Origin of the sequence: Marinisporobacter balticus (assembly GCF_004345705.1) — a bacterium.
GTDB classification, from domain to species: Bacteria; Bacillota; Clostridia; order Peptostreptococcales; family Thermotaleaceae; genus Marinisporobacter; species Marinisporobacter balticus.
Genome location: NZ_SLWV01000005.1, coordinates 143,217 through 165,891 on the forward strand (window position 1 = coordinate 143,217; position 22,675 = coordinate 165,891).

Consider the following 22,675-nt stretch of genomic DNA (forward strand, 5'->3'; position numbering starts at 1 on the left):
TAAATTATTTACCCCCTATCGTATCTATTTTAAAGGGTCATATCCTCCACAGTGGAAGGGATGACATTTTAAAATTCGTCTTATGCTTATGATCGTGCCTTTGATTGCGCCATATTTTTCTAAAGCTTGTAACGCATATTGAGAACATGTCGGATAAAATCTACAAGTTGGTGGCTTTAAAGGTGAAATATACCTTCTATATATTTTCACCATCCCTATAAGGATCTCCTTCAAATTTCTCACCTATTTCAATAATTTTGATTTTTTTAAGATATGCACCATTGCTTTTTCTACATCTCTATACGCTGCATCTTTCATATTTGCTCTTGCAATAAATATAAGGTCATAACCTTTATCAACTTTTGAGCTATATAAACGAAAGCTTTCTTTCATCAATCTCCTCGATCTGTTTCTGACAACGCTGTTTCCTACTTTTTTGCTCGCAATAAATCCTACTTGATTATATATTTGCTCTTTCTTCATATAGAATAGTACCAAGTATCTATTTGCTAATGAAGATCCCCTAGCATAAACCTTTTTGAAATCAGCCTTTTCTCTTAACCGCAACGTATCTTCCATAAATTTATCCTTCTTTCAAAATACAAAAAAAATTAGTACCCTTAGATAAAATAGCCTCTTTTATAGAAAAAGGCCACTTTATGCGGCCCTTATGCAGTCAAACTTTTTCTACCTTTTAATCTACGTTTTTTTAAAATATTTCTTCCTGCTTTACTGCTCATTCTTTTTCTAAATCCATGTTCTTTCTTTCTTTGTCTCTTTTTTGGTTGATAAGTCATTTTCATGTAGATACACCTCCTTCAAAAACTCATGTATATATTAAAATACCTATACTTTACTAAAATTGAACATTTACTAAATAATTATAACTTTGTATTGAAAATATGTCAAGAACCTTATTTAAATGACTTTTTGTGGATAAAATAATAATAAAATACTTTTATTGTGGATAATTTTCTTCATATTATTGAAATTCTACAGCTTATTTGATATGATTAAATAAACTTGTTGATATGTGGAAAATTATTAAACATATCCACTTTTATGCACAGTGTGTGGATAGTTCTGTGTATAACTTTTATAAGTAGCCTATACTTTCTTTTTTTTTCTATATATTTTTTTGTGTGTATATTTTTTCTTGTCACTTTTAAAAATGTGTAAAACTTTCTATATGTTTTATTTTATTAAATAGATTATCCACAGAATTATTTATTTCCTCGTTTATAAAATTTATACAACAATCACTCATTTTTATAAATTCATCCACAATTTCTGTGGATATTTTGTGGATATTTGCTTTATATCACTTAAAAAAATATTTTTCTTCTATAATTTTACAATTTTTTTATCTCATTTTCAAGGAGGTTCGCTTATGCGTACACATCTGTCCGAAATATGGCAAAAATCATTAGATTTAATCAAAACTGAACTAACAGAAGTTAGCTATAATACTTGGCTTAAACCTATAGAACCCTTATCTATAAACGGAAAAACGATCGTTTTAGCTGTTGCCAATGATTTTTCAAAGGGAATCTTAGAAGCAAGATATGCAACACTCATTATTAATGCTATCAAACAAATCACTTCTGAAGAATTTAAATTAGTATTTACGGTCCCTGGCAGTGAAACCTATTTAAAAGCTTCTCGAGCTCCCTCTAATAATGAAAATAATAAAGATTCATTTGATGCACTAAACCTAAATCCTAAATATGTTTTTGACACTTTTGTAATCGGCAATAGTAATCGCTTTGCACACGCAGCATCCCTTGCAGTTGCTGAATCACCTGCAAAAGCATACAATCCTTTGTTTATATATGGAGGTGTTGGATTAGGCAAAACCCATCTAATGCATGCAATTGGACATTTTATACTCGGTCAAAATCCAAATTCAAAAGTTGTATATGTTTCCTCAGAAAAATTTACAAATGAATTAATTAATTCTATTCGAGATGATAAAAATGTAGAGTTTCGAAATAAATATAGAAATGTAGATGTACTACTAGTAGACGATATTCAATTTATTGCTGGTAAAGAACGAACGCAAGAAGAATTTTTTCATACCTTCAATGCACTTCATGAATCAAATAAGCAAATTATTATCTCTAGTGACAGGCCTCCAAAAGAAATTCCTACACTAGAAGATCGTCTACGTTCTAGATTCGAATGGGGACTCATTACAGATATTCAAGCACCCGATCTAGAAACAAGAATTGCTATTCTTCGTAAAAAAGCGGAAATTGAAGGGATCGATGTTCCCAACGAAGTCATGCATCATATTGCAAAGAAAATTCAATCCAATATTCGAGAATTAGAAGGTGCCTTAATACGAATTGTTGCCTATTCTTCCCTTACGAATAAAGACGTAACAATAGACTTAGCAAGCGAAGCTTTAAAAGATATCTTTGCTTCTAGTAAGCCAAAACAAATTACGGTATCTCTTATTAAGGAAGTCGTATCCGAACACTTTTGTATTAAAATAGATGATTTTAATTCAAAACGTAGACCACGATCCATTGCTTTTCCAAGACAAATTGCCATGTATTTGTGTAGAGAACTTACAGATTTATCTCTACCTAAAATTGGGGATGAATTTGGAGGAAGGGATCATACTACAGTAATTCATGCATATGAAAAAATTTCAAAAGATATTGTTTCAAATTCAGATATAAAAACAAAAATAGAAAATGCAATTAAAGATATTAGGGGTAAATAATGAACATACCTTTGTGTGTATCATCTTAATAATATGTTTGTAACTCTCAGATGATGAATTTTGTTTGAATATGTGGATAAGTATCTACTAGATACCCACATCTTATTATTCTCTATAGTCAGATAAATTTCAACAGTTTTAGGGCTTATCCACAAATTCACAGGCCCTATTACTATTACTACTAAAAATTTATATTATTTATGTGTTATTATATAAAAGGAGGTTATCCACAAATGAAACTTATTTGCAATCAAAGAGTATTTTCTGCATGTATAAATACTGTTCAAAAAGCGGTATCATCCAAAACAACTTTACCTATACTAAAAGGTATTTTAATAGCAACCTATGGACAACAATTAAAGTTAGTGGGTACAGATTTAGAAATTGGGATAGAAAATTATATAGATGCAGAAATACTATCCCCAGGTGCTGTTGTTTTATCTTCAAGAATATTAGGAGATATCATTAGGAAATTACCTGATGCCGATATCGAAATCGAAGTAGATGACAATAATACAACAACAATTAGATGTGAAAATTCAGAGTTTACATTGGTAGGGCAACCTGCCATTGAATTTCCAGAACTATCAAGAGTTGAAGAGGAAGAAGGTTATAGGCTTCCACAGGACCTTTTCAAAAACATGATCAAACAAACTGTATTTGCTACAGCAGTAGATGAAACAAGACCGATCCTTACAGGGGTATTAATGGAATTACAAGAAGAATCTATAAATATGGTTGCGTTAGATGGTTATAGATTAGCTTTAAGACAGGCAAATACAAGAAATAGTCACAATAATAAAGCAGTTATTCCTTCAAAAACATTAAATGAAATCAATAGAATATTATTAGAAGAAGAAAATACAGATGTTGAAATTTTCTTTACGGACAGACATGTTTTATTTAATATGAATAAAATAAGAGTGATCTCAAGATTATTAGAAGGAGATTTTATAAATTATAAACAAATCATCCCCAAAGAATATAAAGTACGGGCAAAGGTGAACACAAAAAAATTATTAAATAGTATGGAAAGAGCTTCATTGCTTGCAAAAGAAGGAAAAAACAATTTAGTGAAATTTTCTATAAGAGATGAAATAATGAATATTACCTCCAACGCAGAAATAGGAAAAGTATTTGAATCTGTTTCTATAGAGTTAGAAGGAGAAGATATTGATATTGGTTTTAACTCGAAATATTTTCTAGAGGCATTAAAGATTATAGATAGTGAAGAAATTTATTTAGAATTTACAACCAGTGTTAGCCCTTGTATTGTAAAACCGGTAGATCATAGTAATTATACATATCTTATATTACCCGTTAGACTTGTAGGATAACATAAAGGAGTGCTCGAATTTAAGAGCACTCCTTTTTAAAAATATCTAGGAGGTTAAGGCATGAAAAATAAAGAAAGATGGAGTAGATGGCGTACATATGGAAAAAGAAAATTTGTATTTTTCTATGCTTTATTTTGGGCTACCATTGTTTGTAGCCTTGGAATATGGATCAATGGATTTTTATTTCATGATTTCGATTTTGAACTTTCTATAATAAATATAGCTACTGAATTTTTAGCAAGATTTCCTTTTTTCTTTATAGGAGGAATAATTGTGGCTTTCAGTGTTTGGAAAGGAAATGAGAAAAAATACCAAAAGTATATTTAATGATAATATCCATAAAATAAAAAAAGGAGTGGATGATTTATGCAAGAATTAAAAATTGAAGGAGAATATATACAATTAGACAAAGCACTTAAACTTGGAGAAATTGCACAAACAGGTGGACATGCTAAAATCCTTATACTAGAAGGCGAGGTAAAAGTGAATGGAGAGGTTGAATTAAGACGAGGAAAGAAATTAAGAGATGGAGATATTGTAGAGATAGACGGAGAGAAAATAATGATAAAGGGGATTTAAATTTTTGTTTTAATCAGAAGAGCAGCATAAATATCATACTGAAACGAACAGAAAACCCCTTAGACGGCTTTTTTATAGCTATAGCATAAAGAAGCATGTCTAATATTTTTCATGTCTAAAAACAGCTCAAGGGAAGTCAAAAAACATTTTCTAGCATGTCTATAAAATATATTGTATGATTAAAATAAAATAATCATAAAGGGGAGATTTTCATGTTTAAAGTAAATGAATATTTTGATGGGAAAGTAAAATCTATGATCTTTAACCCAAGTGAAGGTCCTGCTACTATCGGGGTAATGGCAGTTGGTGAATATGAATTTGGTACATCTACTAAAGAAATTATGACAGTTACAAATGGGAAAATGTCTGTAAAACTTCCTGGAGAAAATGAATGGAAAGAATTTAAGCAAAATGAAACATTTATTGTAGAAGCAAATCAAAAATTTCAAGTAACTGTTCTAGAAGAAACATCATATCTGTGCTTATATAAATAATAAGGAAATGTGATTCTTAAGGATCACATTTTTATTGAAGAGGCATATAATAATAGTGAAATAAAGAATAATAAAGGGGAGTAGTTCACAAAACATCTGCTTTGTCCACTGGCTGCAACATACTGGTGAAAATACCCGCTTCAGTGCAAGTTTTATCTTGGAACGAGACCTTTATTTTAAGAGCACAAATATTTTGATGCTCTTAAAATAAAGGTCTTATTTATTTTCAATAAATAAGTAAAAGGAGGAATAGTATGTTATCGCCACCATCTGTTGTAAAAGCTTTAAGAAAACTTAATCAGAATATATATATAGAATATAAACGATATGAAGGGGTTTATTTAACAGAAGCTATAGAAAAATTTTTGGATTTCTATAAAAATAGGGAAGATACGCATTGGAGTGAAGCAATTGATCAATAAAAAAAAACACGAAAAAGTGTGTTTCTTTCTATTTCTATCTTATAATATGAACCAATTGTGTTATAAAAAAACATGTAATGAAAGCAATCAGTGTAGGCATGATTGCAGCAAACAAGGTCCATTTTGAACTGCCACACTCTTTTTTTATGGTCCAAAGCGTAGTAGCACAAGGAAAGTGAAGTAATGAAAAGATCATTACATTTAAAGCAGTCAACCAAGTCCATCCATTGGCTATAAACAAATCACCCATTGCTTGAAGACTATCTAACTCTAGCATAGCTCCTTCTGACATATAACTCATAATTAAAATAGGCAATACAATTTCATTTGCAGGAAGGCCAAGGATAAAAGCCATTAAAATAAAACCATCCATACCAATAAGATGCGCCAAAGGTTGTAGGAATGCTGCCATATGGGATAATATGCTTAGGTCTTCAATAAATACATTGGCTAAAATCCAAGTAATAAGACCTGCTGGCGCTGCTACAACGATGGCACGACCTAACACGAAAATCGTTCGATCTATCAAAGAATGATATAGGATTTTCAAAAATTGTGGTTTTCTATAGGGGGGTAATTCTAATGTAAAAGAAGATGGAACCCCTTTTAATAATGTTTTTGAAAGCCCCCAAGAAATGATTAATGTCATGAAAATACCTAATAATACGAGTGTACATACGAAAAAGGACGCAATGATTGTACTGTAATGACTCGCTACGGCACCACCCACAAAAACAGTGGATATAGCGATTAATGTAGGGAAACGACCGTTGCAGGGAACGAAATTATTGGTTAACATGGCAATAAGTCTTTCCCTTGGTGAATCAATAATTCTACAAGCAATAATTCCTGCTGCATTACATCCAAAACCCATGCTCATTGTAAGAGACTGCTTTCCATGAGCACCTGCTTTTTTAAACAATTTATCAAGATTAAAAGCAACGCGAGGGAGATACCCTAAATCTTCTAATAGTGTAAACAATGGAAAAAATATAGCCATAGGAGGCAACATAACAGAAATGACCCATCCCAAGGTTCGATACATACCGAGTATAAGGATGCCATGGAGCCACTGTGGCGTGTTTACTGACATAAAAAGGGTAGTAAGTTTTGATTCTATACCAAACAAGAAATCAGCTAACATAGAAGATGGTACATTGGCACCTGTTACTGTAATCCAAAATACAAGACCTAACAAAAAAAACATAATGGGATAGCCTGTAAATTTTGAAGTCAATATGTCATCTAATTTATGATCCCAATCATATTTTTTTGTATGACTTTTTGTAACGACTTTTTCTGCAATCGCTTCTGCTTGTGTATAAATGCTTTTGACCATACTATCTCTAAATTTACATTGATTTTCATTAGAGATTTCATTTTGAATATCAACGAGTATTTCATAGGGGTTTGAAGTTTGACTACTCATAAAAACAAGCCACCTCCGTATCCTTATTTGAGTATATTTCAGTATATAAAAACTGATGTATAGAATCTAATAGGGTTTGATCTCCCTCCAGTAGTCTTAAGGCAACCCACCTAGGATTTAGTGTATTTCCGAATATATTTTCTAACTTAGGAACAAGTCCTTTAATTTCTTCTTCAATATCTTTTGAATAGTTAATGTTTTTAGGAGAAGTTATTTTTAATCCTAATGAAATATCATGCACTTCATCCATTAAGTTAGTAAGTCCTTCACCAGATCTAGCAGTAGTACCTACTACAGGAATACCTAAGCTTTTTTGTAAAGTATCAAGATCTACAGATATGCCTTTTCGCCTAGCTTCATCCATTAAATTTACACAGAGTACTACATGATCTGTCAATTCCATAACTTGTAGCACTAAATTTAAATTTCTTTCAAGACAGGTTGCATCTACAACCACAACTGTAGCATTTGGTTTTCCAAAACAAATAAAGTCCCTAGCTACTTGTTCTTCAACAGAATTAGCTAAAAGAGAATAGGTTCCTGGTAAATCTACTAACATAAATTCTTTATCTTTATGGGTATAATGTCCACGTGCATTTGTTACTGTTTTTCCAGGCCAATTACCTGTATGCTGTTTTAATCCTGTTAATGCATTAAATACAGTACTTTTCCCTACATTGGGATTGCCTGCTAAGGCGATTACGAATGCTTCATGATTGCCTAATTTTATATTAAATTTATCATTTAATAAAGCTTTTCCACATGATTGACACGTTAGTCCCATGGATCCATTCCTCCTTGCTATGATTCTAAATTGGATTTACTAAAATTTGAGAGGATTCTTCTTTTCTTAAGGCAATGGTAGCCCCCCTTATGTTGTAGGCAATAGGGTCTCCTAAAGGACTTTTTCTTAGAACATTTATAATGGTTCCTGGAACAATTCCTAAATCTAACATTCTCCTTCTAGACAAACCAGTGGTCTTTAAATCTAAAACTTGTACAGTGGTTCCTACAGTAATGTTAGAAAGAGGAATAGGGTCTTGTGATAGTGTACTATTTTTCATAGTTTCCCTCCTTTAAAGGCATTAGCTGAGCCTAAGAAAATATTAAAGTGCTTTTAAATTAGTTTTGGCTAACAAATTGTATAATCTAATATACATAATATGTAAGAAATAATTTTCTGTTACAAATATGGAAGCATTCAAATTACTTTAGGGATTTAGGAATCTTTGCTTTTGGCTATGCAGTTACTTATTTTTCATTAGGATATTTGTTTAAAGTAAAACAAAGCAGGATATTTTAAATAAAAGAAGAATTTATAATAGTCAGCCTATAGAAGCTTACTAGATAAAATCTAAATCATATAGATAAAAAATGATCAACTAGCTAATTTTTATGTCTAAAAACAGTAATAATACAGTTATATGATATAATAAATTGTTGTTAATGAGATCAATCGAAGACAGGAGACGCTTCGAGCAAAAGGAGCGGTAGATTTCGTGTATTTAGAAAATTTAAAACTAATAAATTTTAGAAACTATAACAATCTTACATTAAATTTTCATGCCAAAATCAATGTATTTGTTGGCAATAATGCGCAAGGGAAGACAAATATATTAGAATCCATATACTTGACAAGTGCAGGAAAATCTTTTCGAACCACTAAAGATAGAGAATTAATTAAATTTGATAAAGATCAGGCCTATATAAAAGTAGAAGGAAAAAAAAGATATACAGATATTGTTGTGGCGTTAAAGTTAGATATGAATAAAAAAAAGCAAATTAAAGTAAATGGTGTAACTTTAACAAAAAATGCAGAGATTCTCAATAATGTTTATGTGGTGGTTTTTTCACCTGAAGATCTAAAGTTAATTAAAGAAGGGCCAAGTGAAAGAAGAAAGTTTATAGATAATGAAATATCTCAGATGAAACCTAATTACTTCTATCACTTAACCCAATATAATAAAGTATTAATGCAAAGAAATAATCTTTTAAAGAAGATAAATCACCATAGGAAATACATGGATACCCTTCATGTATGGGATGAAAAGCTACTAGAATTAGGAACACGGTTAATAAAGGAGCGTGAAAAGTTTGTTCAAAGAATCAATCCGCTAAGTAGATTGATTCATAGAAAAATAACAGAGAGCAAAGAAAACCTTGAAGTAAAATATATGACAAATATTGATGTGAAAAATACTTTTGAAGCTACTATGGAAAGCTTTCGATGTAAATTAAAAGAATCTTTAACAATAGATTTACAAAGAGGAAGTACGACTGTTGGGCCTCATAGAGATGACTTAGGTGTGTTTGTCAATGAAGTGGACATAAGGAGTTTTGGTTCACAAGGGCAGCAAAGAACTTCAGCGCTTTCATTAAAACTTGCAGAGATTGAATTGATAAAGGGAGAAACTGGTGAGTATCCTATCCTTCTACTAGATGATGTTATGTCAGAATTAGATATTAATCGGCAAAAATTTTTAATTAAAGCCTTAAGGGATGTGCAAATATTCATTACTACAACAGAAGTCGATTATTTGAATCAATTGGAACTGAATGAAGAATATGTGTTTTATGTAAAAAATGCAGTTGTAAGGAATGCATCTATATAAAATTTTTTTATCAAATAAAGTTTGACTTTTATATTTTTCTATAAAAGGATATAATGGAATGTGGAGTAATTTTAAGGAGGTTTTTAAATGTTCCTTCATTTAGGAAAAGATGTTGTTGTCCCTATTAAAAATATTATATCTATTATAGATGTAGATGCGATTAAAAAATCAAAAGATAGTAAAGCCTTTTTTAAAATAGCTGAAGAAGAAGGTTTTATAAAAAGAATAGCTGACGAAAAAGTAAAATCGTATGTTATTACTGAAGAAATACAAAAAAATAAAAAAGGTGTACAAAAAATGATTCAAACTGTGATCTATTATTCAGCAATATCATCTACTACACTTCAAAAAAGAGCGAATTTCATAGATGATATTCATAATGCAGATAAAATTTACTTAAAATAAATGAAAGAACTATGATAGATTGTAGTAAGGCAACGGAAGAATTAGGATATAAAAGAATCCGTAGCTTTTTTTATGTGGAACAATACTCACAAAAGTAGGGGGTAGAAAAATGGTAGAAAAAATCAATGAGGAATACGGAGCAGAACAGATACAAGTATTAGAAGGCCTTGAGCCAGTCCGAAAAAGACCAGGAATGTATATCGGTACTACAGGACCGAAGGGGCTTCATCATCTTGTATATGAGATTGTAGATAATAGTATTGATGAAGCTTTAGCAGGATATTGCAGTAAAATAGACGTGGTTATTAGAAATGATAATTCTATTATGGTAAGAGATGATGGTAGAGGCATGCCAGTAGACATGCATCCAAAGATGGGAAAACCTGCTGTAGAAGTTATTCATACAGTACTGCATGCAGGAGGAAAGTTTGGCGGTGGCGGATACAAGGTATCAGGAGGACTGCATGGGGTTGGTGCATCTGTTGTAAATGCATTGTCAGAATGGATGGAAATAGAAGTTAAAAGAGACGGAAAAATTTATCATCAACGCTATGAAAGAGGGCAAACTATTACAGAACTTACTGTAATAGGAGAATCAAATGAGACAGGTTCTAAAACAAGATTTTTACCTGATAAGGAAATTTTTGAAGAAACGGTTTTTAAATTTGAAACATTAGAACACAGATTAAGAGAAATGGCATTTTTAAATAAAGGGATTCGTATTGTACTGACGGACGAAAGAGAAGAAAACGCTCGTTCGTTAACCTTCCACTATGAAGGTGGAATCAAAGAATTTGTGAAACACTTAAATAAAAATAAAGATGCCATTCATAAAAATATTATTTATTTTGAAGGAAAAAAAGAGACTTCAGAAGTTGAAATAGCTATGCAGTATACGGATAAATATACAGAAAATATTTTTTCATTTGCAAACAATATTAATACGCATGAAGGTGGGAGCCATCTTGTTGGATTTAAATCAGGACTTACGCGTGTCGTAAATGATTATGCTAGAAAAAATAATTATTTAAAAGAAAAAGATGAGAATCTTACAGGGGAAGATATTCGAGAAGGATTAACCTGTATTATTTCTGTAAAACTAACAGAACCTCAATTTGAAGGTCAAACGAAGACGAAGCTTGGCAATAGTGAAATAAGAGGAATTGTTGAAAGTGTTACTAGTGAAGGATTACAAATATTTTTAGGAGAAAATCCAAATGAAGCGAAAATAATTTTAGAAAAATCTATTAGATCAGCAAGAGCGAGGGAAGCCGCTAGAAAAGCAAGGGAGCTTACAAGAAGAAAAGGTGCTTTAGACGGTTTAGCCTTGCCAGGAAAGCTTGCTGATTGTTCAGAGAAAGATCCAGCATTAAGTGAAGTATTTATTGTTGAGGGTGATTCTGCTGGGGGATCTGCAAAACAAGGAAGAGATAGAAGAACACAAGCAATTTTACCACTAAGAGGTAAAATTCTAAATGTTGAAAAGGCAAGATTAGATAAAATATTGAGTTCAAGTGAAATAAGAGCCATGATCACTGCTTTTGGATGTGGGATTGGAGATGAATTTGATGTGATGAAATTAAGATATCATAAGATTGTGATTATGACAGATGCAGATGTAGATGGGGCACATATTAGTACATTGTTATTGACATTCTTTTATAGATATATGAAGCCACTTATTGATCAAGGGCATATATATCTTGCGCAACCGCCTCTTTATAAGATAAAAAAAGGAAGACAAGAGCATTATGTTTATTCCGATAAAGAACTAGATAAATTATTAAATGAAATTGGTAGAAATGGCATCGCGATACAAAGATACAAAGGGTTAGGGGAAATGAATCCTGAACAATTATGGGACACTACAATGGATGCTGAAAAAAGAACATTAATTCAAGTGACCGTAGATGATGCTGCAATAGCAGATGAAACTTTTACGACACTTATGGGAGATAAAGTAAAGCCTCGTAGAGAATTCATTGAAGCCAATGCAAAATATGTAAGTAATTTAGATGTGTAGTAAGGGGGAAGATCAATGACAGAGGAAAAAAGTAAAATTATTCAAGTTGATATAGAAGATACCATGAAAAAATCCTATATTGATTATTCAATGAGTGTAATCGTAGGACGTGCATTACCAGATGTTAGGGATGGTCTTAAACCTGTTCATAGAAGAATTCTTTATGCAATGAATGAATTAGGACTTGACCCTAGTAAACCGCATAGAAAGTCTGCACGTATCGTTGGGGACGTTTTAGGTAAGTACCATCCACATGGGGATAGTTCTGTTTATTATGCAATGGTAAGAATGGCACAGGATTTTTCAACGAGATATTTATTAGTGAATGGGCATGGAAACTTTGGTTCTGTAGATGGAGATAGTGCTGCTGCCATGCGTTATACAGAAGCAAAGCTTACAAAATTATCGGTAGAACTACTTCGCGATATTGGAAAAGATACAGTTGATTATATACCAAACTTTGATGAAACATTAAAAGAACCAGCAGTACTACCTAGTAGATTTCCAAATCTTTTGGTAAATGGTTCAAATGGTATTGCAGTAGGAATGGCTACATCTATTCCACCTCATAATCTAGGCGAAGTAATTGATGCAACTGTAAAATTAATTGATGATAAGGAAACAACAGTAGAAGATCTTATCAAAATTGTAAAGGGTCCAGATTTTCCAACTGGGGCGACAATCATGGGAAAAGAGTCCATAAAAGAAGCCTATAGAACAGGTCAAGGAAAAGTAGTTGTTCGAGCAAATGCTGAAATAGAACAAACAGCAAAAGGTAAAAATCAGATTATTGTAACGGAAATTCCATATCAAGTAAATAAAGCAAGATTGATTGAAAAAATAGCAGATTTGGTAAGAGATAAGAAGATAGAAGGAATTTCGGATTTAAGGGATGAAAGTGATAGGAAGGGTATGCGCATTGTTATAGAATTAAAAAGAGATGCCAACTCAGGAGTAGTATTAAACAAGCTTTATAAACACACACAGCTTCGAGATACTTTTAGTATTATTATGATTGCGCTCGTAAATGGACAACCTAAAATATTAAATTTATATGATATGATTTATCATTATTTAGAACATCAAAAGGATGTTGTTACAAGAAGAACTAAATATGATTTAGCAAAAGCAGAAGAACGTGCACATATATTAGAAGGATTAAAAATTGCGCTAGATCATATAGATGAAGTGATTAAATTGATTCGGGCTTCTAAAAATGTAGCAGAAGCAAAACAAGGATTGATCGATACCTTCCATTTATCAGAAAAACAAGCACAAGCAATACTTGATATGCGACTTCAAAAGCTTACAGGACTAGAAAGAGAAAAAATTGAAGAAGAATATGAAGAATTGATAAAAATAATTAATCACTATAAAGAAATATTAGCCAATGAAAGATTACTTTTAAATATTATAAAAGAAGAAATATTAGAAATAAAGGAATTATACAATGATGATAGAAGAACAGCCATCGAAGCTGTTGCAGATGAAATAAATATGGAAGACTTAATAGATGAAGAAGAAGTTGCAATTACATTAACCCATTTAGGATATATTAAGAGACTTCCAGCAGATACTTACAAAAGTCAAAGAAGAGGTGGAAAAGGGATAACTGGACTGACTACAAGAGATGCGGATTTTGTAGAACATCTATTTATTACTTCAACCCATAATTATATTTTATTCTTTACAAATAGAGGAAGAGTTTATCGCTTAAAGACTTATGAAATTCCTGATGCGAAGAGACAAGCAAAAGGAACAGCCATTGTAAACTTACTGCAGTTACTGCCAAATGAAAAAGTAACAGCAGTTATTCCTGTTAAGACTTTTGAACCAAGTAACTATTTATTAGCAGCTACACAAAAAGGAATTATCAAAAAAACAGATTTATCACAATTTGATACTTCAAGAAAATCAGGTTTAATTGCGATTAATTTAAGAGAAGATGATGAACTCATTAGCGTAAAATTAACAGATGGTAATAAAGAAGTGATTATGGTATCAAGAGAAGGAAAAGCGATTCAATTTAAAGAAAAAGATGTTAGAGATATGGGTAGATCTGCAATGGGTGTGAAAGGAATGAACTTAGATAAAGATGATTTGGTTGTAGCAATGGAGCTTGTAGAAGATGATAGTGAATTACTCGTTGTTAGTGAGTATGGATTTGGCAAGAGAACATCCTTAGAAAATTATAATACGCAATCTAGAGGTGGAAAAGGATTAATTACCTATAATAAAAAAGAAAAAACGGGTAAATTAGTAGGCGCTAAAGTGGTAAAAAATGATGATGAAATCATGCTTATCAATACAAATGGTGTTATCATAAGATTAGAGGTAAAAGAAATATCTACAATGGGTAGAAATACACAAGGGGTAACATTAATGAGAGTAGGACAAGATGTGAATATTGTCTCTATCGCTAAGGTTATTCAAGGCGTAGAAGTAGAAGAATCGGAAGAGGAATAAGAAGAAACTTTTATACGCAAAAGTAAATTCACTTTTGCGTATTTTTATATTAAACTTTAAAAATAAGATGAAAATAAATTTTCTAAATATACTTGTGATTGAATTAAGTAAATAATAACAATAAAATTTTTTAATATTATCCTGTATGTGTTTAAAAGTAAAAATACAGGGTAATATTAAATTAGGAAAAAACGGAAAGGGGTTTTGTTGTGGCACTTTATATCAATAAAAATTACAATAAAGAAGAGCAATTATGGATGATAAATATTGCTGGAGAAATTGATATCTATACAGCGAATCAACTAAAAGAAACATTGATGAAAATGTTAGATGAACACAATGAGAATATTAAAATAAATTGTTTAGAATTAGATTATATTGATAGCACTGGTTTAGGTGTTTTAATAGGCGCTTTGAAAAGATTAAAAAAAGAAAACAAAAGCATTATTATCATAAATCCTAAGAAAAATATTTCAAAATTACTTACCATAACTGGACTTAATAAAATTTTTATTATAGAAGGTGAATAACAAATGATGGAAAATACAAAATGTATAGAGAAGGTGGAGAAAAAAGTGTGTGATCATTTTTCGATATCGGTTCCAAACAAACCAGAATATGTGAATGTTGTTCGATTAACTACATCAGCCATAGCGAGCAGAATGGGATTTAATATAGAGCAGATTGAAGATATAAAGGTAGCAATTGCAGAAGCTTGTACCAATGCCATTAAACATGGCTTGTGCAATCATAATCAAAATTTTGATATAAATTTTTTTATAGATGATGAGAAAATAATCATTGATGTGATTGATAAAGGAACTGGATTTGCAAGTAATGAAATTGAAAAACCAGATTTGACAAGTCCAAAAGAAGGAGGTTTAGGAATATTTATCATTCAATCATTAATGGATAAAGTAGAGATCGTATCTGAGATTGGAAAAGGTACAAGGTTGCAAATGATAAAATATCTGGGGGATGATATTTGATGGAAAGTACAGTAAAAAAGATAGACGAAGGTACAATAAATATCCATTCCCTAAAGCAGTATAATGAAAAAGAATTATTTGAGATTTATAACCAAACAAAGGATAAAACAATCAGAAATGAATTAGTGAATCGATATTTATATATTGCTCAGATTTTATCTAAAAAGTATATAAACAAAGGGATTGAATATGAAGATCTTTACCAAATTGCTTCATTAGGTCTTATTTTTGCCATTGAGCGGTTTGATATTACAAAAGGGTTTGAATTTTCAAGTTTTGCTACGCCTACAATTATAGGAGAAATTAAGAAATATTTCAGAGATAAAGGTTGGGCTATAAGAGTGCCTAGAAGAATACAGGAATTATCAAAAAAGATAAGTAATACAAGAAATGTATTGACGCAAGAATTGCAAAGAACCCCTAAAGTCATAGATATTGCAGAGTATTTAGGATGTACAGAAGAACAGGTATTAGAGGCAATGGATGCCAGTCAAGTATATACCCCAAAGTCTTTGGATATAAGTTATGATAATAGTGGAGATGATAAAGATGTACAGCTTAAGGATTTGATTGGAGAAAATGATAAATATTTCGATATATTAGAAAACAAGGATTTTATAAAAGAAAGCATGAAAAAATTAAATGAATTAGAGGTAAAGATTATAAAATACCGTTTCTTTGAGAACAAAACCCAATCACAAGCTGCTAAATTATTAGATGTATCTCAAATGACTATTTCTCGAATGGAAAAGAAAGTGATTGATAAATTTAAAAAAGAATTAAATAAAATGGAAGAATAAAAGATAGGGGGAAAAAAGATGTTTGAATGGAAGAACGAATATAAAGTTGAGATTACTGAAATTGATAGGCAACATAAAAAGCTTTTAGAAATTGGAGAAAGACTTTCTGATTTATTAAAATTGAAAAATGATATGGATCATTATGATGAAATCATGGATATTTTAAGAGAACTAAGAGAATATACAGAATATCACTTTGCGCATGAAGAAAAAATGCTAGAAAAATATGGATATGAGGATCTACGATTACAAAAGAGAGAACATAGATCCTTTGTAAATAAAATTATTCAATTAGAAAATCAAGATATTGATCAAAAACAAACAGGAATTGAATTATCTATGATAGAATTTCTTGCAAATTGGATCGAAAACCATATATTGAAAACAGATCATGAGTATCAAGATTTTCTTCATGAAAAAGGTGTATATTAAAAACCTATTACAGCGCAATGGAAATTGAATTGATGAAATGAAGCGTTGTAATAGTGTATGCTGATGTGGTACAAAGAAAAAATAAATATAAAAAGCCGAGAATTCTTTTGAAAGGATTCTCGGCTTTTATGATTATATAATGCTTTATTTGCAAATAATCTATATATGTAACACAGAAAAGTAAGATATATTTAAACACAGGTATATTTTGAGATTATATAGAAGGTAGGTTTTTAATTTGATAAAAACATCTGAAGTTTTAAGAATGAAGAATATAATAGGTATGTCTCTTGTAGAGAAGGAATTATATAATATATTAAAGGGTAGTCATAAAAACACATCAAGAATCTGTAAGAATCTCATTGTTTCTGGAGGAAAAAGAATTCGTCCTGCACTTGTTTTATGTACATCGCAATGTTTCGGTAAACTTAATAAAGAAGCAATTAAGGGTGCAGCAGCTTGTGAGTGTATTCACATGGCATCACTTGTACATGATGATATCATCGATGAATCTTTAATGAGACGCAATCAACCTACTGTGAATGCAAAAAGAGGGAACTATACAGCTGTATTGGTAGGAGATTATCTATTTGCAAAAGCATTTGAAATTCTTTCTAAAAATAATTTGATTAGAAGTATGGAAGTGGTAGTAGATGCGATTAGTAAAATGTGTGATGGAGAAATTTTTCAAGCAGAAAATAAATTTAATTTAGAACAAACCAACAAAGATTACTATAATCGTATCTATCAAAAAACAGGCGTATTACTTTCTGCATGTACACAAGTAGGCGCAATTTCAGCAAATGCACAGGAAGAAGAAATCAATGCATTCAAACTTTACGGAGAAAATTTAGGATATGCTTATCAAATAATAGATGACATATTAGATTTCACAGGAGATGAAAAAATTTTAGGAAAACCAATCGGCGCTGACTTAGTAGAAGGAAATATAACATTACCCATACTAAAACTAATGGAGCAAGGAAAATACAAAGATTGGCTGAAAGAAATATTTGAAAAAGGATTGATCAAGGAAAAATATAATGGAATTATAAAATTACTAAAAGATAGCTATGTATTAGAAGAATCTTATCTTGAAGCAGAACTTTGTGTAAAAAAGGCAAAAGGAGCATTAAGTAGTATAGAAGATTCTATTTACAAAGAGCTATTATTAGGAATTGCAGATAAAATCTTAATAAGAAAGTATTAACATTCGTTGGTATGAGACAAGATATTTTATGATAAATATACAAAAACTATAAAAGCCCTGAATTTTCAGGGCTTTTATAGTAGTTTTATATATTAAAATATAGATTCTATTTTATTATAATTTAACTACGTTAGTAGCTTGAGGTCCTCTAGCACCTTTTTCTACTTCGAATTCAACACTTTGTCCTTCATCTAAAGCTTTGAATCCATCTCCTTGGATAGCTGAGAAATGTACGAATACATCATCTTCTCCTTCTACTGAAATAAATCCAAAACCTTTTTCGCTGTTAAACCATTTTACTACGCCTGTTTTCATTAAAAATCCTCCAAAAATTTTATTTGTAAACTTAATTACTACCTAAGAATATCACTGAAACCCGATACTGTCAAGGTAAATAAAAAGAATTTTTTATTATAGGATTAGCCCGAAAATATATTATAAAAAGGTGAAATGAATATTTATTAAAGAATAAATGTTGAAAAATATTCCATATTGATATAAGATAAAATTAGGGTATAGTGCAAAAACTAGGGTTTTATTTTTTGTATATCTATTAATATATAATGAAAGAAGTGAGTATATGAAAAAGTACATAAAGTGTTTTATTACTTTTATACTAATGACAGGGTTAATATTTAATTTAGCAGGCTGTAAGGTAACATTAAAAGCAGGGATAGTAAAAAATACAAATCAAGAAGAAACAAAAGAAATATCAGAACAATTAGATGAAGAAAAAGAAACATTAAATACATTATGTAATCAATTGATAAATCAAGATGAAGCATCAATTAATGAAATTTTAAAAGATTTTAAAGAAAATAAATTGAAAAATGTAGAGCGTTTATATTTTGCAAAAGAAGATTCAAATGAATTTTATACGTATCCAAACATGGAATTACCAGATGATTATGATGCAAGAAAAAGATCATGGTATATAAATGCAAAAACAAATGAATACTATACAAGTGAATACATGGATACTGTAACGAATAAATATATTGTTACAGTATCCAAAGCATTATATAAAGAGGACGTATTGATGGGTGTAGTAGGAATAGATTTTATGAAAGAAAATAATTGAAAAGCATTGAAAAAACAGATATAATAAAAAAAATGGTTTATATCATAAAGCGATGACGAAGCGTAGTAAATATAAAAAAGGTGATAGCGATTTGAGGAGGGTGTAAGCTCAAAACCAATTTTTATATTGAATGGACTTCTGAGTACAAATCTGAAATAACAGTAGGGTTTGTCGGACATCCACCGTTATGGATTAAGAGGACATTTGTCAATCAGAGTGGTACCGCGGGATAGAACTCGTCTCTATTATTAAATAGAGACGAGTTTTTTGTATTTAGAATAAAAATTTTGAAATTATATCTAAAAATTATAGGAGGAAAAAATTATGGACGAGAAAAAAATAATATTTAGTGGGGCACAGCCTTCAGGGAAATTAACACTTGGAAATTATCTAGGCGCATTAAAAAACTGGGTGGCTTTGCAGGAGGATTATCATTGTTATTATTGTATCGTAGATTTACATGCTATTACGGTACCACAAGAGGCTAAAAACTTAAGAAAAAATTCATTAGAAGCACTGGCTCAATACATCGCATGTGGATTAGATCCACAAAAAAGCACTATATTTATTCAATCTCATGTAAGTGCACATACTGAGCTTTCTTGGGTATTAAGTTCTATGACCTATATGGGTGAATTAAATAGAATGACCCAATTTAAGGAAAAATCCCAAAAAAGTGAAGCAAATTTAAATGCAGCATTGTTTACCTATCCCGTACTGATGGCTGCTGATATTTTATTATATCAAACAGACCTAGTTCCTGTAGGAGAAGATCAAAAACAACATCTAGAGTTAGCTAGAAATTTAGCGCAAAGATTTAATAATCGATATAGTGATACATTTAAGGTTCCAGAACCTTATATTCCAAAGGTAGGAGCTAGGATTATGAGTCTTCAAGAACCTAGTAAAAAAATGTCCAAATCAGATGAAAATGTAAATGGCTATATAGGACTTGTTGAAGATTCGGATTCCATTGCAAGGAAAGTAAAAAGATGTGTAACAGATTCATTAGGGATCGTAAAATATTCTGATGAACAGCCTGGAATCAAAAATTTAATCAATATTTATTCCAAACTTTCAGGAAAAAGTGTTGCTGAAATAGAAAACATGTATGAAGGAAAAGGATATGGAACCTTTAAAAATGATGCAGCTGAAGTTGTTGTAGAAGGATTAAGACCAATTAAAGAAAAATATGAGGCATTACTTAGCAATAAAGATTATTTAGAAACAATTTATGCAACTGGTGCAGAGAAGGCAGAAAATGTAGCAAGAAAAACGTTGAGAAAAGTTTATAAGAAGGTAGGATTTATTCCAAGGAAATTTTAAAGCATAAAAAGCCTAAGAAAATAGCACAGAATAGAGATCTGTTATTTTCTTAGACTTTGCTAAACAGAGCTTATTATGCTTTTTTTTCTTAATAGTTTACAAATAAAGTATAAAGTGTTTGCTGTACAAGAAGCATTTTTCAATATTTTTCTAGTAGTTATTTTTTCGGGAAAAGCATTTGTTTTTGGATCAGAAAGATACATGGCAATTAATCCTTCTATGACGGTTAGATGAAACAATGGATTTTTTAAGTGAAAAGATTTATTAAAGGATTGATTTAAGAAATAAATCAATCTTTTTTCTTTTTCTTCTTTATTCTTATAATAGGATACAAAATTCAAATCCCCCGTAGAAAGATCTTCCTTCTCATCTATAAAATAGTCTAACAATATGTGTAATCCGCATATAGAAGGAAAGTAAGTATTCATTACTTTTTTTACTTCGTTTTGGTCTAGATTTTTATCTTCAGCGAGGGTACAAAGTAAAAATATGCCAAGTGTTGATCCTGCTGCTGAAGAAAATTCCCATGTAGATAAACCGTCGTATAAATAAAGATATTTACTCGCCCAAGTATGCATGGCTTTTTCTCTTTTACTTAAAGCGATATGCTTATAGCTTTGCATCTCTCCATATAATTTTCCTAAATATAAAGTATTTTCTTGAACGAGATTATAATTTGGAAGGGTTCGTATATAGCATTTACATGTATTTACTAATGCATATAGATAATTCCCGTCTTCTTTATAAGGATAATCCTTATAATAATCAGAAAAATGAGTATCTGGATTCAGTGCATTTGTAATGGCTTTATGAAGATTTAAAAAGGATACTTCATCTTCCACACCAACCCGATCACACAAATTGTCTAGATAGTCGCTAATGGTTTGTAATGCTACGATAAATTGAATCGCCCTTTTGTTTATTTGATGATCGTATAGGCTATAGATACAGCCGCCTTGCGCATGAAAGGATTTCTTTTGTATACTTAAAAGGGCTTGCTGTGATAATACTTGATCAGGAATGGTATGGGCATAATTTTTCCAATGATTTAATTCTTTTTTTACTTTTGGAAAAACTTTTTTTACAAAGTTGTAGATGAGTTTAGATTGATAAATGGTTTTATGCATAAGCATCATTCCTTTACTTTTATAAAATACGTATTGTCTATAGTATTTTAGACAAATAAATATAAATTCATGCTATGATAAAGGGAATAGATCATTATGAGGAGCGATTTTTATGTATACTTTAGAAGAAGTGAAAGCTTTTGCTTATGGGTGCAAAAAATGTAAGCTACATAAAGAGCGAACAAAGGTTGTTTTCGGACAAGGAAATGCGCATGCAGAGATTATGTTTATTGGAGAGGGACCAGGACAACAAGAGGATCAAAAAGGAATTGCTTTTATTGGGCCAGCTGGACAACTACTTACAAAAGCCATTGAAGGAATCAATATGACAAGAGATGAAGTCTATATTGGAAATATTGTGAAATGTAGACCGCCAAACAATAGAAATCCCATGGATGACGAAATGGAAAAGTGCCTGCCTTATCTTAGATGGCAGGTGAAACTAATAAGGCCAAAGATTATGGTATGTTTAGGATCTGTTGCTTCAAAAAAAATTATTGATTCGAATATTAGCATTACAAGGGAAAGAGGAAAGTGGCACTATAAAAAAGGAATATGGATATTGCCTACTTATCATCCTTCTGCTGTTCTTCGAGATGTGCTTAAAAAGAGATTCTTTTGGGAAGATTTTAAAGAAATTAAAATGAAATATGATGCAATAAAAGAAGATAAAAAATAAACTTACACTAGTTTACAAGTAAATTAAGCTACATCTGTTCCATAAAGAAAAGATTCAATAGCTTTAGCAACACCGGAATAAATTTTAGTGCTTTTGAGTGAATTTGCGAAACCCTCGAAAATTAATTCCTGCGTCAAAGCATTAGAAATAGTACGTTTTATTTTTTGAGGACTTTCAAATTGATATTTTGAAAAACTTTCATTAATAAACGGCAATACAGAAACAAATGTGAATGTGATTGCCAATAGATTACAATATCGTTCGATAGCAGCTTTGTTACGTACCATATAATTACCAAATGACCAAAAAAATTTGTGTTGATAAAAAATCACTTCAATATTCCAACGCAAACTGTATGCACATAGTGGTAACTGATCATTTTGAGTCTGATCAAATTTCACATTTTGTACAGTATTATGCTTAAATATTTGTAGATCTTTTGGATTAATTGTACAGATAAATGCTCTTACTTTTGAAACATCTTCTTTATCTTTTGTTGTAGCTGTCATGTAAATTGGTTTTTTGAAGAGATT

The 22,675-nt window shown here is 30.7% G+C and carries 26 protein-coding genes, 1 pseudogene and 1 other annotated feature; of the genes and pseudogenes, 18 read left to right on the plus strand and 9 right to left on the minus strand.

The features are described from left to right. Positions 1-24: 24 nt before the first annotated feature. The 3 genes from yidD to rpmH form a co-directional block, all read right to left on the minus strand. Positions 25-234 (minus strand): membrane protein insertion efficiency factor YidD, encoded by a 210-nt coding sequence (gene yidD, locus EV214_RS06060; RefSeq protein ID WP_132243815.1) that lies wholly within the window; start codon positions 232-234, stop codon positions 25-27. Positions 235-243: 9 nt separating this feature from the next. Then, entirely contained in the window at positions 244-579 is a 336-nt protein-coding gene (gene rnpA / locus EV214_RS06065) for a ribonuclease P protein component (protein WP_132243747.1), read from the minus strand. An 89-nt stretch (positions 580-668) separates the two neighbouring features. After that, positions 669-803, minus strand: coding sequence for a 50S ribosomal protein L34 (rpmH, locus tag EV214_RS06070; RefSeq protein WP_132243749.1), 135 nt, complete (start codon positions 801-803; stop codon positions 669-671). A gap of 587 nt (positions 804-1,390) precedes the next feature. Between rpmH and dnaA the strand changes: the two genes are divergently transcribed. From dnaA to EV214_RS18690, 6 genes are all read left to right on the plus strand, one after another. Further along, complete coding sequence (gene dnaA, locus EV214_RS06075; protein WP_132243751.1) at positions 1,391-2,731, plus strand: chromosomal replication initiator protein DnaA; 1,341 nt, start codon at positions 1,391-1,393, stop codon at positions 2,729-2,731. A 233-nt stretch (positions 2,732-2,964) separates the two neighbouring features. Beyond that, positions 2,965-4,068 (plus strand): DNA polymerase III subunit beta, encoded by a 1,104-nt coding sequence (dnaN, locus tag EV214_RS06080; protein WP_132243753.1) that lies wholly within the window; start codon positions 2,965-2,967, stop codon positions 4,066-4,068. Between the two features lie 60 nt (positions 4,069-4,128). Next, positions 4,129-4,395 carry a hypothetical protein gene (locus tag EV214_RS06085; protein WP_132243755.1) on the plus strand — a complete coding sequence of 89 codons (267 nt, stop codon included), beginning with the start codon at positions 4,129-4,131 and terminating at the stop codon, positions 4,393-4,395. Positions 4,396-4,434: 39 nt separating this feature from the next. Next, positions 4,435-4,647 carry an RNA-binding S4 domain-containing protein gene (locus EV214_RS06090; RefSeq protein ID WP_132243757.1) on the plus strand — a complete coding sequence of 71 codons (213 nt, stop codon included), beginning with the start codon at positions 4,435-4,437 and terminating at the stop codon, positions 4,645-4,647. Between the two features lie 212 nt (positions 4,648-4,859). Beyond that, positions 4,860-5,141 carry a pyrimidine/purine nucleoside phosphorylase gene (gene ppnP, locus EV214_RS06095; RefSeq protein WP_132243759.1) on the plus strand — a complete coding sequence of 94 codons (282 nt, stop codon included), beginning with the start codon at positions 4,860-4,862 and terminating at the stop codon, positions 5,139-5,141. Positions 5,142-5,395: 254 nt separating this feature from the next. Further along, entirely contained in the window at positions 5,396-5,563 is a 168-nt protein-coding gene (locus tag EV214_RS18690; protein ID WP_165916264.1) for a helix-turn-helix domain-containing protein, read from the plus strand. A 34-nt stretch (positions 5,564-5,597) separates the two neighbouring features. Here EV214_RS18690 and EV214_RS06100 read toward each other — a convergent pair whose 3' ends face one another. Genes EV214_RS06100 through EV214_RS06110 form a run of 3 tightly spaced genes read right to left on the minus strand, consistent with a single transcriptional unit; the run spans position 5,598 to position 8,056 of the window. After that, on the minus strand, positions 5,598-6,992 hold the full coding sequence (locus EV214_RS06100) for a nucleoside recognition domain-containing protein (protein ID WP_132243761.1): 1,395 nt from the start codon (positions 6,990-6,992) through the stop codon (positions 5,598-5,600). Beyond that, positions 6,985-7,776 (minus strand): FeoB small GTPase domain-containing protein, encoded by a 792-nt coding sequence (locus EV214_RS06105; RefSeq protein WP_132243763.1) that lies wholly within the window; start codon positions 7,774-7,776, stop codon positions 6,985-6,987. Before EV214_RS06105 ends, EV214_RS06100 begins: the two co-directional genes overlap by 8 nt. A 25-nt stretch (positions 7,777-7,801) precedes the next feature. Continuing rightward, positions 7,802-8,056: a FeoA family protein gene (locus EV214_RS06110; RefSeq protein ID WP_132243765.1), complete on the minus strand. Its 255-nt coding sequence runs from the start codon at positions 8,054-8,056 to the stop codon at positions 7,802-7,804. 435 nt (positions 8,057-8,491) lie between these two features. On the opposite strand from EV214_RS06110, the gene recF reads away from it, so the two are divergent. The 9 genes from recF (at position 8,492) to EV214_RS06155 (ending at position 17,929) form a co-directional block, all read left to right on the plus strand. Further along, a complete protein-coding gene (gene recF / locus EV214_RS06115) occupies positions 8,492-9,604 on the plus strand; it encodes a DNA replication/repair protein RecF (RefSeq protein ID WP_132243767.1) in 1,113 nt (370 codons plus the stop codon). Between the two features lie 87 nt (positions 9,605-9,691). After that, positions 9,692-10,009: an extracellular matrix regulator RemB gene (remB, locus tag EV214_RS06120; RefSeq protein ID WP_132243769.1), complete on the plus strand. Its 318-nt coding sequence runs from the start codon at positions 9,692-9,694 to the stop codon at positions 10,007-10,009. A 109-nt stretch (positions 10,010-10,118) separates the two neighbouring features. Further along, positions 10,119-12,032: a DNA topoisomerase (ATP-hydrolyzing) subunit B gene (gene gyrB, locus EV214_RS06125; protein WP_132243771.1), complete on the plus strand. Its 1,914-nt coding sequence runs from the start codon at positions 10,119-10,121 to the stop codon at positions 12,030-12,032. 15 nt (positions 12,033-12,047) lie between these two features. Further along, on the plus strand, positions 12,048-14,498 hold the full coding sequence (gene gyrA / locus EV214_RS06130) for a DNA gyrase subunit A (protein WP_132243773.1): 2,451 nt from the start codon (positions 12,048-12,050) through the stop codon (positions 14,496-14,498). 209 nt (positions 14,499-14,707) lie between these two features. Beyond that, positions 14,708-15,028, plus strand: coding sequence for an STAS domain-containing protein (locus tag EV214_RS06135; RefSeq protein WP_132243775.1), 321 nt, complete (start codon positions 14,708-14,710; stop codon positions 15,026-15,028). A gap of 3 nt (positions 15,029-15,031) precedes the next feature. Further along, a complete protein-coding gene (locus EV214_RS06140) occupies positions 15,032-15,487 on the plus strand; it encodes an ATP-binding protein (protein ID WP_243116568.1) in 456 nt (151 codons plus the stop codon). Then, entirely contained in the window at positions 15,487-16,287 is an 801-nt protein-coding gene (locus tag EV214_RS06145) for a SigB/SigF/SigG family RNA polymerase sigma factor (RefSeq protein WP_132243777.1), read from the plus strand. Before EV214_RS06140 ends, EV214_RS06145 begins: the two co-directional genes overlap by 1 nt. An 18-nt stretch (positions 16,288-16,305) precedes the next feature. After that, a complete protein-coding gene (locus tag EV214_RS06150; protein ID WP_132243779.1) occupies positions 16,306-16,719 on the plus strand; it encodes a bacteriohemerythrin in 414 nt (137 codons plus the stop codon). Positions 16,720-16,984: 265 nt separating this feature from the next. Beyond that, positions 16,985-17,929 (plus strand): polyprenyl synthetase family protein, encoded by a 945-nt coding sequence (locus EV214_RS06155; RefSeq protein ID WP_165916265.1) that lies wholly within the window; start codon positions 16,985-16,987, stop codon positions 17,927-17,929. 114 nt (positions 17,930-18,043) lie between these two features. Here the strand turns inward: EV214_RS06155 and EV214_RS06160 are convergent, their stop codons facing one another. After that, positions 18,044-18,244 carry a cold-shock protein gene (locus EV214_RS06160; RefSeq protein WP_132243783.1) on the minus strand — a complete coding sequence of 67 codons (201 nt, stop codon included), beginning with the start codon at positions 18,242-18,244 and terminating at the stop codon, positions 18,044-18,046. 265 nt (positions 18,245-18,509) lie between these two features. On the opposite strand from EV214_RS06160, the gene EV214_RS06165 reads away from it, so the two are divergent. Both EV214_RS06165 and trpS read left to right on the plus strand, forming a co-directional pair. After that, positions 18,510-19,010, plus strand: a complete 501-nt coding sequence (locus tag EV214_RS06165; protein ID WP_132243785.1) for a cache domain-containing protein — start codon at positions 18,510-18,512, stop codon at positions 19,008-19,010. Positions 19,011-19,053: 43 nt separating this feature from the next. Beyond that, positions 19,054-19,257 (plus strand) — a binding site (T-box leader). Positions 19,258-19,334: 77 nt separating this feature from the next. Then, the gene (trpS, locus tag EV214_RS06170; protein ID WP_132243787.1) at positions 19,335-20,336 is read left to right on the plus strand and encodes a tryptophan--tRNA ligase; all 1,002 of its coding nucleotides are present in this window, start codon (positions 19,335-19,337) and stop codon (positions 20,334-20,336) included. Positions 20,337-20,395: 59 nt separating this feature from the next. Here trpS and EV214_RS06175 read toward each other — a convergent pair whose 3' ends face one another. Further along, positions 20,396-21,463 (minus strand): tetraprenyl-beta-curcumene synthase family protein, encoded by a 1,068-nt coding sequence (locus EV214_RS06175; RefSeq protein WP_243116569.1) that lies wholly within the window; start codon positions 21,461-21,463, stop codon positions 20,396-20,398. A gap of 112 nt (positions 21,464-21,575) precedes the next feature. Between EV214_RS06175 and EV214_RS06180 the strand changes: the two genes are divergently transcribed. Further along, the gene (locus EV214_RS06180) at positions 21,576-22,142 is read left to right on the plus strand and encodes a uracil-DNA glycosylase (protein WP_132243791.1); all 567 of its coding nucleotides are present in this window, start codon (positions 21,576-21,578) and stop codon (positions 22,140-22,142) included. A 23-nt stretch (positions 22,143-22,165) separates the two neighbouring features. Here the strand turns inward: EV214_RS06180 and EV214_RS06185 are convergent. Then, positions 22,166-22,675 (minus strand): annotated as a pseudogene (locus EV214_RS06185) (IS701 family transposase); the annotation flags it as partial.